The organism is Amycolatopsis sp. (assembly GCF_035276945.1).
Classification (GTDB): domain Bacteria; phylum Actinomycetota; class Actinomycetes; order Mycobacteriales; family Pseudonocardiaceae; genus Amycolatopsis_E.
This window is the reverse complement of record NZ_DATELF010000139.1, coordinates 16,417-27,786: the sequence shown is the minus strand read 5'-3', so window position 1 is coordinate 27,786 and position 11,370 is coordinate 16,417. Positions and strand designations below refer to the sequence as shown.

10 protein-coding genes are annotated in these 11,370 nt (G+C 66.8%); 7 read left to right on the top strand and 3 right to left on the bottom strand.

Annotated elements, in window-relative coordinates; all coding sequences use genetic code 11:
- Nucleotides 1-140: 140 nt before the first annotated feature.
- Together VJT49_RS24445 and VJT49_RS24440 are read right to left on the bottom strand one after the other, a co-directional pair.
- A complete protein-coding gene (locus VJT49_RS24445; RefSeq protein WP_324167248.1) occupies nt 141-1,142 on the bottom strand; it encodes a methyltransferase in 1,002 nt (333 codons plus the stop codon).
- A gap of 22 nt (nt 1,143-1,164) precedes the next feature.
- On the bottom strand, nt 1,165-3,939 hold the full coding sequence (locus tag VJT49_RS24440; RefSeq protein WP_324167247.1) for a helix-turn-helix transcriptional regulator: 2,775 nt from the start codon (nt 3,937-3,939) through the stop codon (nt 1,165-1,167).
- Nucleotides 3,940-4,408: 469 nt separating this feature from the next.
- On the opposite strand from VJT49_RS24440, the gene VJT49_RS24435 reads away from it, so the two are divergent.
- From VJT49_RS24435 to VJT49_RS24425, 3 genes are all read left to right on the top strand, one after another.
- Nucleotides 4,409-4,561 (top strand): hypothetical protein, encoded by a 153-nt coding sequence (locus tag VJT49_RS24435; RefSeq protein WP_324167246.1) that lies wholly within the window; start codon nt 4,409-4,411, stop codon nt 4,559-4,561.
- A gap of 513 nt (nt 4,562-5,074) precedes the next feature.
- Entirely contained in the window at nt 5,075-5,386 is a 312-nt protein-coding gene (locus VJT49_RS24430; RefSeq protein WP_324167245.1) for a phage major capsid protein, read from the top strand.
- Nucleotides 5,387-5,579: 193 nt separating this feature from the next.
- On the top strand, nt 5,580-6,119 hold the full coding sequence (locus tag VJT49_RS24425; protein ID WP_324167244.1) for a hypothetical protein: 540 nt from the start codon (nt 5,580-5,582) through the stop codon (nt 6,117-6,119).
- On the opposite strand, the gene VJT49_RS24420 is transcribed toward VJT49_RS24425, so the two are convergent.
- A complete protein-coding gene (locus VJT49_RS24420) occupies nt 6,085-6,873 on the bottom strand; it encodes an IclR family transcriptional regulator (RefSeq protein WP_324167243.1) in 789 nt (262 codons plus the stop codon). The genes VJT49_RS24425 and VJT49_RS24420 overlap by 35 nt on opposite strands.
- 168 nt (nt 6,874-7,041) lie before the next feature.
- Between VJT49_RS24420 and solA the strand changes: the two genes are divergently transcribed.
- From solA to VJT49_RS24400, 4 genes are read left to right on the top strand one after another with little or no spacing between them, the layout of a single operon-like run.
- Entirely contained in the window at nt 7,042-8,175 is a 1,134-nt protein-coding gene (gene solA, locus VJT49_RS24415) for an N-methyl-L-tryptophan oxidase (protein WP_324167242.1), read from the top strand.
- Nucleotides 8,175-9,161, top strand: coding sequence for a succinylglutamate desuccinylase/aspartoacylase family protein (locus VJT49_RS24410; protein ID WP_324167241.1), 987 nt, complete (start codon nt 8,175-8,177; stop codon nt 9,159-9,161). The genes solA and VJT49_RS24410 overlap by 1 nt, the downstream gene beginning before the upstream one ends.
- Nucleotides 9,158-10,258 carry an ABC transporter substrate-binding protein gene (locus VJT49_RS24405; protein ID WP_324167240.1) on the top strand — a complete coding sequence of 367 codons (1,101 nt, stop codon included), beginning with the start codon at nt 9,158-9,160 and terminating at the stop codon, nt 10,256-10,258. Before VJT49_RS24410 ends, VJT49_RS24405 begins: the two co-directional genes overlap by 4 nt.
- Complete coding sequence (locus tag VJT49_RS24400) at nt 10,251-11,369, top strand: ABC transporter ATP-binding protein (protein ID WP_324167239.1); 1,119 nt, start codon at nt 10,251-10,253, stop codon at nt 11,367-11,369. Before VJT49_RS24405 ends, VJT49_RS24400 begins: the two co-directional genes overlap by 8 nt.
- The last annotated feature ends 1 nt before the right edge of the window (nt 11,370 follow it).

Sequence of the window (11,370 nt, the reverse complement as noted above, 5' to 3'; positions counted from 1 at the left end):
GCACCCGCGACACCGGCTCGTTCTTTCGGAGCTCGGTATAGACCGGACTCATCTCGAGCCGGCGGATCTCGCCGAACGGAAAGTCCCGCGGCTGCCCGACATCACATGTCATGACGTTCCTTTCGATCGATCCGGGCCGGTCACTTGATGCCGACGACCATGGAGCGCGGGCCGTCGAGGTGCTCGACAGAGGTCTCGGTGAACCCGGCTTCGGTCAGCCATTGCTGGCATTCCGCGCCGGTGAAGTCGAACCCGCCCCCCATCGACAGGTTCATCGACAGGCTCACGAACAGGGCGATGGCGTTGCGTGAACGCTCTTCGTCGATCAACGTCTCGTAGACGACCACGGCGCCACCCTCGACAAGCGCGTCGTAAGCCTTTCGGATCAGTTCGCGCTTGCGTTCGAGATTCCAGTTGTGCAGGATCTGCCCGAAGATGACGACGTCTCCGGACGGGAGCGGGTCACGGAAGAAATCCCCGGACTGGAACCGGGCCCGTCCGGATATCCCGGCGGCCCTGACGTAGTCCTCGAAGCCCTGCGCCGCGGCGGGCAGGTCGAACCCGACCGCGCGCAGATGCGGGTGACGCTGCAGGACCCGAGCGACCACCGCTCCTTCCGCACAGCCGACGTCGACCACACTGTGATAGCGCTGCCAGGGAAACCGATCCGCCAGCGCCTGCGCCGGACCGGCGCTGACCATGGTCATGGAGCGCATGACACTGCGGACGCCATCCTGCGTGGCGTACAGGCCTTCGTAGAATTCCTTGCCCGAAGCGGGCGAACCGGCCGGTTGTCCGCTCCGCAGCGCCGCGGCCAAATCGAGGGCAGGGAGGCGAAGCAGGCTCAGGATCGCATCACCGGCATAGGTCGCCGGTTTGTTCTCGTCCAGGAATTCCGCGGCGTCCACGCTGTTGGCGTACTTGTCCGTCTCACGGCGCAGCAGGCCGATCGCGACGAGCGCGTCGAAATAGTCCGCCACCGCGCGCGGATCGGCACGCAGGCCGAGCCGGGTGCTCAGCTCGGCCAATCCCAGCGGCTGTTTCGCCAACTCGGTACACACGCCCAGGTCAATCGCGCTTTCCAGGGCATAGGTCTTCCAACTCTCCCAGATCAGTTCGTCGATGCGCCGCAATGATGTCAACTTTCCCACTCTCGAGTCATGGTCAGGCGGTATTTGCCAGATCCAGGCGAAGGATCGTTGCTAGATCCTTGCGCCGCTTGATAGTGAGCTTCCGGTACACTCGCGTGAGGTGCTGTTCGACCGTGCTGGGCGTCACGAACAGCCTTTTCGCGATCTCACGGTTGGTATAGCCACGCGAGGCCAGCGCCGCCACCCGCTGTTCCGCGTCCGTGAGTAACGACCACCGCTTTGCTTTCTCTGGCATCGCTTCGGACAAGGTGATGCCGAGATCGATGCAACTGGCCAGCAGTTCGCGGTGCAGTGGCTGGGCGCCGCAGCGTTCGGCCAGGTGGGCGGCCTGTAGCAGCTCGATCCGCGCGCGGGCGTACCTGCCCGACTCCTGGTGCGCCTGGCTGAGTTCGGCGACGGCGCGGGCCAGTTCGAATCGATCGCCGCAGCTCTCCAGCAGCTCGACCGACTCGGTGAGCAAGGGCAAGCGCCTGCTGGCGTCCTCCACGGCGGCCAGCAGGCGCAGTGCCACGCCGCGTGCCCGTGAGCCCGCCGGACCCAGGTGCATCAACTGTTCCCTCGCCAACCGGCGGGCCTGCCCACGGTTTCCCTGGATGTACCAGACTTCGGCGGCGGCCAAGCGCCACTGCACGGGTGCCTGCCTTTCCAGTCCCCAGCTTTGCATCAGGTCCCGACAGGTCAGGAAGTCCGAGAGGCTCGCGTGCTCCTCACCTGCCGCCAAGTGGTACTGGCCGCGCGCGAACAGGTAGTGCAGTCCGTAGCGGCTGGAGAACAGCGCGTCGGGGACGACGACGCCGAACGGTTCGGCGGCCTCGGCGAGCCTGCCCATCCGGACGTTGGCCATGACCAGGCACCCGAGCGGGACACCGACCGCGACGCCCCACCCGTCCCGCGTCAGACGGGCCAGCGCCGCCTCGGCGAATTCGGCCGCGTCGGCGAATTCCCCTCGGTACAACGCGATCTCCGCACGTATCGCCGCTATCACTGCCTGCCACAACGGCGTCCGTGCGTGGATCGCCTCACCGGAAAGCTTGTCGCACCACACCTGGGCGCTGTCGATCTCGCCGGCATAGACCAGCGCCAGCAGAGCGAGCAGGACGGATTCCGCGGACGAGCCGGCCGGCGAATTGCGGCAACCCCGGCGGAGGACCTGTTCGGCGCCACTAAGAGCCCTGCGGGTGGACATGTTACCCAGTGCCTCCGACAGTGCCGTGGCCACGGAAAGTGCTCCTCCCATGCCCGATTCGCTGGGTATGCGGCTTTGCGCCAATCGGTTGCCAGGCCGGCGTACCTCCGCCAACGACGGGTACACACAGCCGAGCCACAATTCGGTCTCGCGCACCACTGGTCCGTTCGGCCTCTGGCTGGTGGCCTGCCGGATCTGCGCCACCAGCGATGCCGCCTCGTCCAAGCGGCCTTTCCACAGCAGCAGCCTGACCAGTTCGACCAGATCCGCGCGGGGCAGCTGCCCGCGTCCGGCGGCCACGACCAGCTCGCCGAGATGCCGGGCGGCACGTTCCGGGTCAAGCTGCCATAGCGCGTGGACCAGGCCGACGACGACTTTCCGCCGATCACGGCCCTGCACACCGGGCTGCAGGGCCGGTTCCAGGAACTCGACGGCGGCTTGTGCCCGGCCGTCGAGCATCGCCCGGTCCGCTGCGGAAGTCAGGACCTCGATGGCCCACGGACCGTACGCCCAGCCGGACTTCACGACGTGCCCCGCTACCGTCGTCACGCTGGATCCGCACTCGTACAGCACTCGGGCAGCACGGTGATGTAACTGCGCCTTGGCTGCCGAAGGCAAGTACCCGAGCAGGACCTCGCCGACGCCGAAATGGCGGAACCTGACGCCGTCGGAGGTGTCTGCCACCCCGGCACTGTTCATCGCCTCGACGATCAGGGCTGCCTGCTCGATGTCGACGTCGAGTAACCGCGCGAGCAATGCCGTCGATGCCTGCGCGCCGAGAACGGCGAGGGCGCACGCCAGCCGCAGCGCTTCCAACCCCATCCGCCCCAGGCAGCTCACCAGCGCCTGCGCGAAGTCGGTACCGGGCCGAGGGCCCGAGCGGTCGAAGTCGCGGAGCAGTGCGTGCGCCAGCAGCGGATTTCCACCGCTCACCGCCCAGAGCAGGTTCGAGTGCCGCGCACCGCCGCTCAGGCAGCTGACGCCGGCGGGCGACAGCGGCCCGACCGCGACCGTGCGGGCGTGAGGCATCCGCTCAATCTCGGAGCGCGGTCGCGAATACATCCAGTTGCTCGTGCTCAGCTCGCCGAGCATGAACAGCACCTGCGCCGCGCGGGTGCGCAGAGCCAAATAGCGGAAGAACCGCACGGACAGTGCGTCGGCGTGGTGCACGTCGTCGATCCCGATCACCACGGTGGTCCGCTCGGCGCAGGCGAGCATGATCCGGCACAGCTCGTCGAAAACGCTGACGGTAGCTGCGTCGAGGAATTCCCCGAATTCCCCGTCTTGTTCGGAGCAGTTCTCGGTGGGACTCCAGTTCGCCAGGATGTTGGTCGCGCTCGCCGCCAGTGCGTCCGGGAGTGCCGCGTTCCGAAACAGCTCACGGGCCGCACCGAAGGGGACCAGTTGCTCATCGCGAGAGCACACGATCTCAAGGCAGGCGGCATCGAACGTGCTGGCCGTCTGCATGACCTCCTGCATCAACGTCGTCTTACCGCACCCGGACGGTCCCCTGAGCAGAACGACACGGCCTGTTCCCTCGCATGATTCCCGAAGAGAACCATGCAGGGTGCACAACTGCTGTTCCCGTTCGAACAACCACATGAACTGACCCTTTCCGACAGCGTCCTTACTGGTAGCGCTTCGCAACCATCATTCGCAAGCCTGCTCGGGTCGATGAGCGAAGACCTGTCCCGGCATCGCCGTTACCACTGATGTCCGATGTCGCTTGATAGAACTTGATAGAAGGAGTTCAGTGCATCCCACGGGCCTGCGGGAGACCGTTGCTTCCAGGGGTCGCACATTGCCGTCTTGGTGGGAACCTGGTGGGCCGCAGCGAGTTCAACAATTGCTCATTTTCGTCATCCATTCGAAGGAGGATTACCCTCGTGAATTCAACCACCGCAAAGTTTATTGGATCTTGAGTTCGACCTGAATCACTTGATCTTGAACGGGCTGGCAGCCCTGCGACCTGCGGTTTTGGTGATTCGAGCGCTGTTTGTGCGGCTACTTGGCGGGCGGGGTGATGGCAGGGGCGCGTCGACCTCACGTAGTTGATCATGACGCTCCGCGATTGGCGCGCAGCCGTCGTCGCTGGTGCGAGGTCCTGGACTTCATAGTGCTCGATCGCGAGGAGGAGGTGTGCATCGATATAGGCCCGCGCGAAGGGTTCGGCGGCCCGCGGCCGACGATCTGCCTCATCCACAACGACGAGCCGAAGACGTGACGCGTGCGCTGGACGGGATGCGCTCAGGCTCGGCTCTGGACGGGGTTGCCGACGCGCCCCACCCGAGTGCGGCATTCCGGGCGCAGACGGCCGCCCAACCAAGCTGATCGGGGTGTGCCTTACCTGCTCGCGGCGGGGCGACCGTCGCTGGGAAGAGATGGCGTGGGGGCGGGTGCGCACGCTGCTCGACGCCGCCGAAAAGCTTGACGCGGCAGGAAAACTCCAGAACCGTGCCCTGGTTGGCCAAATGGGACACCTCAACGGTATGGTGCTAGACCGCGTGTGATGAGCCATACCGGCGCAGCCGGGGCCGCGTAGTCCGCGCAGTTGCGGGAGCCCGCCCGTCGTCTGAGCGAGGCATGACAGTGCCCCTGAGTAGGGGGTGAGGTTCATGCTGCGCAAGGAGCGGTGACTCCTTGCCCGCCACAGTCCACAATGTCCTGTTCCGTGAGGACGCCCTTTGCCGTGTTCTCGCCAAGTTCTGCCCCTTCAGTCCCGGCTGAGGGTGACTCTGTGGGTGTCTGGGCCTACCTTCGGCAGACTCTGCGGGACAATCAGGCAGCCGTGGTGCCACCCGGCGCGCGTAAGCCGACCTCGCGCTACACCTTGGAGCGTAAGGAAGGTCGATCGGTGACGATTGCGCACCTGACCGAACCGATCTCGCGCCAGGACCTCGCGGACGCGCCGTTGCTAGAATCCTTTGTGGACTTCGAGCTTCGACTCGGGCTTGAGGATGCACTAGAGAACGAGATCATCAACGGCGACGGAACCGGCGACCGGTTCACCGGACTCAACGCCGTGTCCGGCACCCAGCTCCAGGCATGAGGCGGCGACCTCCTGGCCACGACACGCCAGGCCGTGACCAAGCTGGGAGTGTTGGGGCTCAACGGTTCCGGGTGGGTGTTCCACCCGTCCGACTGGGACCAGATCGAGCTTTCCGCGAACGCCACCGGGTATCAGCTCACCCAGGCGGGGCAAGCCGTCCCGGGTCGAGCGGGCCTCACGTCGCTTGTGGATCGTGCCGGTGGTGCTGTGCACCAGCGCCACGCCTGGCATCGGGTGGCTCGCGGACTTCGCCGGTAGTACCACGCTCAAGGTGCGCGAGGAAGCCGCTGTCGACTGGTCGGAGAACACCTACGACCCGAACGCACTCGGCGACGGGGACGGCGCGTCCGATTTCGAGCGCAACATGATCCGCTTCCGCTGTGAGGGCCGCTTCGGATTCGCGGTAACGCGCCCGGCCGGTGTGGTCAAGGTCAGCCTGGCCGCTGCCCAACCGATGCTGTCGCCGGGCGGGTTCGTCGTCCTCCCCACCCGGCGACACGGGCACCCTGGCAGCTCTGGTGGTCTTCTCTTGACCTTCAACCGCCGAGCGCGCCAGGGTGCTCCGTCACGCTCCCGCGTCCCGCAGACCGTGATCGGCCAGTGCCATGGCGTGAACAACCCTCGACGTATACCCAAACTGTTGCGCGGCGGTCGGAAGATCTACTTCGACCGGGTTGTCGTAAGAGCGGTCACTCGCGTCACCGGCCACTTGCGTTGCCTGTCTTGGGCATGAACAGGACAGCAGCGGTGTCGTGGCGGGTGGCGATGTCGGCCGCGGCTTCGGCGACTTGGGCGCCGAGTTCGGGGACGCGGTCGGGTTCCCATCTCGACGCGGGCATGGAGATGGCGATTGTGGCGATCGGGGTGCTGTCATTGGCCATGATGGGGGCGGCGATCGCGCACACGTCGGGCCGGTACTGGTTGCGGTTGAGCGCGTAGCCGTCCCGCCGGATGCGTTCGAGGTCGGCGCGCAGCTCGTCAGGGTCGGTCAGCGTGCTGTCGCTGTAGCGCTCCAGCTTGCCCGCGATGATCTCGTCCACTTCGGAGGGTGGCAGGTGGGCCAGTATCGCCCGGCCGGTGGCGGTGGCGTGCAGTGGTGAGGTGTCGCCGATTTCGTGGTAGGTCCGGACCGGGCGGTCGCAGTCGATGCGGTCGACCACCACCATGCACTGCAGCCCGTCCGGGACCGACAGGTGGATTGTCTCGTTCACCGTCTTACGCAGCCGCAGCATCGGGTCCCGGGCGGCGGCGAGCAGGTTGGAGCCCTGGAGGGCGGCGGGCCGCACGGCCAGCACGCGGGCACCGATCTCCCAGCGGGTCCGGTCGCCCCTGCTGGCGCGTAGCCAGCCGGCCTCGTTGAGTGTCAGCAGCGTGCGCTGCACGGTCGACTTCGGCAGCCCGAACAGTTTCGTCAGCTCACCGACAGTCACCGGCTGGTGCTGTGCGACCGCTTCGAGGATGCGCAGGCTGCGCACGACGCTCTTCATTTCTGTCATGTTTCCCCCTGGTTAGGCCGGAGATCCAGATCGAGACACCTCTTGACTCACGCCAAGGCGTGCCTCAAAGTTATGCCAGAATCCAGAACAGTATGCCACATTGTGGCACAAACTGTCGACAAAGTAACCCTCGGGAGCGCAACAGCGGAAGGAGCGCGCGTGGCAGCGAGGAAACGCGTAGCGGTTGTCGGGGTCGGGACTATGGGCAGTCAGGCCGTGTGGCGGCTGGCCGCCCGTGGAGCCGACGTCGTCGGCTTTGACCGGTTCGCCCCGGGGCACGATCGCAGTGCCGCGGGCGGCGAGACCCGCATCTTTCGTAGTGCCCATTTCGAGGAGTCACGCTATGTTCCGCTGCTGCGGCAGGCGGACGGGTTGTGGCGGCGGTTGCAGGCGGAGACTGGCCGTGAGCTGCGCAAACTCACGGGGTGCCTGCTGATGGGGCCCACCGCACACGACCAGATGCGGACCGTGCTGGAGTCGATCGCCGAGCATGGCCTCGATCATGAGGTGCTCGACCGCGAGGAGTTGGCTCGCCGCTTTCCGCAGTATCGCCTGGACGACGGTGAGGCCGCGGTATTGGACCGGCACGCCGGTTTCGTCCGCCCCGAGCTCACAGTGCTCACGGCGACACGGAGGGCGGAAGAGCTCGGCGCGAGCATTCGCCGCTACACGCCGGTCCACGAGATCGCCCAGACCGGTAGCGGCGTGGAGATCAGCACCGAAGCCGGCACGGAACACTTCGACGCCGCCGTCGTCACCGTCGGTCCCTGGGTCAATCAGCTGCTGCCCGGCCTGCCGTGGCCGGTGGACATCCGCCGCCTGATCAACGCGTGGTTCGTGCCCAAAACCGACGACTGGTCGGGCGCGGAACGGCCGGCGTTCATCCGCACCGCGCCGGTCCACTGCTACGGCCTGCCCTCACCGGACGGGATCTCGGTCAAGGTCGGCCTGTCGCGCGACCTGCACCGCCCGGTGGCGGACCCGAACCGGCTCGACCGCACGGTGGTGCCGCACGAGCTCGACGTCTTCGCCGAGCTGATCGGTCGGCATTTCCCCGATCTGCATCCGGATCCGATCCGGCTGTCGGTGTTCATGGAGGGCTACACCGACAGCAGTAGGCCGCTGGTCGGTCCGCTGCCGGGTGCCGATGACATTGTGGTGCTGGCGGGTTTTTCCGGCCACGGCTTCAAACTCTCGCCCGCCATGGGCGACATCGCCGCCGACCTCGCCCTCGACGGGACCACGGCCCAGCCCATCGACTTCCTGTCCACCGTAAAGCGGGTGGCCGCGTGATGGCGACAGAACTGAAGGTGGGTGGGCTGAGCGCCCCGCCCGGGGAGAGGGCGCGAGGCAGCGTCGCGGCAGCACTGGGGAAGACCACTGTGGACATTCCGCTGAGTCTGGTCAACGGAACTGAGCCAGGGCCAAGGGTGGTCATCACCGCCGGGGTGCACGGAGGGGAGTTCACCGGTGTCGATGCCGCGGTCCGGCTTGCTGACCGGATCGCGCCGGAAGACCTCGCAGGTCAGTTGGTGATCTGTCCGGTGGCCAATCCTCCGGCGGTCTACCAGGGCCGTCTCGGGGTTTCGCCGCTCGACGGGATCAACATCAACCGCGTCTTCCCCGGAGACCCGGATGGGCAGCCCACCGAACGGCTGGCCGGCTGGCTGTTCGCGCATGTGCTCGACGGTGCCGACGCCTACCTCGACCTGCACAGCGGGGGCATCGACGAAGTATTGCGGGACTTCGTCGGCTACCGCGTCTCCGGCGACGACACCGTTGACGCCAAGGCTCGTGGAATCGCCCATGCGGTGGGAATCGAGGACGTCATCCTCGGCCTCGGCGCCGACGGTGGCAACAGCCATGCCGCTGCCGCCCGGCGCGGGATCCCCTCGGTGCTGGTGGAAACCGGCCAGCTCGGCGAGCGCGCGGCGGAGTCCCTTGTGGACCGGCTGGTCAACGTGCTACGCCACGTGGGGATGCTCGAAGGAAGTCCACAAACGATCAAAACGCGCGCTTGGGTGTGGGCCGGTGGCGTCACCGCCGAGACCACCGGCTTGTGGTACCCGGATTTCAACCTCGGCGACGAGGTGGTGAGCGGCGAGCCGATCGGCCGGATCGTCGACCCCGCGGACGGCCGGGAGCACAAGGTCACCGCCACCGCCACCGGGCGGGTCTTCTACGCCATGCACGGGCTGACTGTCGCGCCCGGCATCGAACTCGCGGCGATCGCCGCACCCCATTCTCCGATCCCACCAGCACAGGAGGTTCCCTCATGAAAGAGTTTCCGATCGGACGGCGAGCGTTCCTCCGCGGTGCCGGCGGCGCCGCGGCCGGCCTGGCCGCCGCGTCACTGGTGGGCTGCGGTACCGGTTCCAGCCGTGCCTCGGGCAGCGCCGGTGGCAGCAAGACGATCACCGTCCGCAACAGCGGTGGCGCCTACGGCGATGCGAACCAGAAGGCGCTGTACGAGCCGTTCACCAAGGAAACCGGAATCACCGTGCAGGTGGTGAACTTCGAGTACGCGCAGATGCTCGCCCAGATCCAGGCCGGCCGGCCGCAGTTCGACCTGATCGAGGACTCGATGTCGGACTTCCTGCAGTTCCAGCAGCAGAACGCGCTGGAGAAGCTCGACCACGACCGCCTGACCAACTTCAAGGCGGCGGGCCTCGCCCAGAACATGGTGTCCGACTACGCGATCGGCAAGAACTACTGGGCCAGTGTCATGGCCTACCGCACCGACACGTTCAAAACGGCCGCGCCCCAGTCGTGGGCCGACTTCTGGGACACCGCGAAGTTCCCCGGCAGCCGGGCGCTGCAGGGATCCGACGCCGACCTGCCGGAGCTGGAGTTCGCACTGCTTGCCGACGGTGCGCCGATGGACAAGCTGTACCCGATCGACGTCGACCGCGCATTCAAAGCCCTGGACCGGATCAAGGGCTCGGTCAAGAAGTACTGGGAGAGCGGGTCCGAGCCGGGCCTGTTGATCGGCCGCAACGAGGTGGCCGCGACCAGTGTCTGGAACGGGCGGCTCGATCAGCTGATCCAGCAGGGCAACCCGCTGGCCTACCAACTGGCCGGCGCCCGACGGCAGAGCAATGGCTGGGCCGTCCCCAAGGGGTCGGCCAATATCGACGCCGCCTACCAGCTCATCGACTTTTCACTGCGCAAGGACGTGCAAGCGGCTTTCACCCAGAACTATCCGGGCGTCTCCCCGGTGGTCCCCGCGGCCACCGATGCCCTGCCGGCCGACCTTCGCGTCAAGTTGCTGAGCGCGCCCGGGCAGTTGGAGAAGGGGTTCGACCTGGACGTCGACTGGTGGTTGAAGAACCAGGACGCGGTGAACAAGCGCTGGCAGGAGTGGTCGCATGCCTGAGCTGGACGTGCTTCCGGAGCCAGCAACCGTCGCTAGTGGACAGTGTACCGGCAAGGCCGTGTCGGTGGTTTCGCTGCGCAAGGCCTACGGCGACATCGTCGCCGTCGAGGACGCGTCGATGGAGATCGCGGCCGGTGAGTTCGTGACCTTCCTCGGTGCGTCCGGTTCCGGCAAGACGACCACGCTGATGATGATCGCCGGGTTCGTCGAACCCGACTCCGGCACGATCACGGTCGGCGGCCGCGACATCACCCGGCTCGCGCCCCAGAAACGAGACCTGGGCTTCGTCTTTCAGCAGTACCTGCTGTTCCCGCACATGACCGTCGGCGAGAACATCGCCTTCCCCCTACAGCTGCGGGGTGTGCCGAAGGACGAGATCCGGCGGCGCGTCGGCGAGACGTTGGAGATGGTGGGGCTGGCCGGGTACGCTCGCCGCAAACCGCGCGAGCTGTCCGGCGGGCAGCAACAGCGGGTCGCGCTGTGCCGGGCGCTGGTGTACCGGCCACCGGTGATCCTGATGGACGAGCCGCTGGGCGCGCTGGACAAGAAGCTGCGTGACCAGCTGCAGACCGAGATCAAGAACATTCAGGTCGAACTGGGGCTCACGGTCATCTACGTGACCCACGACCAGGAGGAGGCGCTGGTCCTCTCGGACCGGATCGCGGTCATGCGGGACGGGCGGATCGACCAGTTCGACACACCGCGGGAGCTGTTCGAACGCCCTCGCACCCCGTTCGTGGCCGACTTCCTCGGTGCCGCCAACTTCCTGCCTGGACGGATCGAGGGACACACCGGCGAGCAGACCCTGGTCCGGCTGAACTCCGGTAGCCTGCTCCCGGCGAGGCCGCACCCGCACACGCCGGGCACGGCGGCGACCGCCGCTGTCCAACCCGGACGGTTGGACCTGTGTCCGCCGGGCGACGGGTTCTGCGCCGGGACCGTCCGCTCGGTGACCTACGTCGGCACGCTCGTGCGAATGCAGGTGGAGACCGGTGGTCAGGTGGTCCGGGCGGAGCTGCCCGCGAACCGGGCCCCGGCTACCGGTGACCAGGTCGGGCTGACCGCCGATCCGGCTGACGTCACCGTGTTCGCGTCGGATGAGGATGGGTGAG

Excerpts from the sequence above, each read along its gene's own strand:
- VJT49_RS24405 (WP_324167240.1), top strand. The coding sequence starts at position 9,158 with ATGAAAGAGTTTCCGATCGGACGGCGAGCGTTCCTCCGCGGTGCCGGC.
- VJT49_RS24400 (WP_324167239.1), top strand. The coding sequence starts at position 10,251 with ATGCCTGAGCTGGACGTGCTTCCGGAGCCAGCAACCGTCGCTAGTGGA.
- VJT49_RS24420 (WP_324167243.1), bottom strand. The coding sequence starts at position 6,873 with ATGAAGAGCGTCGTGCGCAGCCTGCGCATCCTCGAAGCGGTCGCACAG.
- VJT49_RS24410 (WP_324167241.1), top strand. The coding sequence starts at position 8,175 with ATGGCGACAGAACTGAAGGTGGGTGGGCTGAGCGCCCCGCCCGGGGAG.
- VJT49_RS24440 (WP_324167247.1), bottom strand. The coding sequence starts at position 3,939 with ATGTGGTTGTTCGAACGGGAACAGCAGTTGTGCACCCTGCATGGTTCT.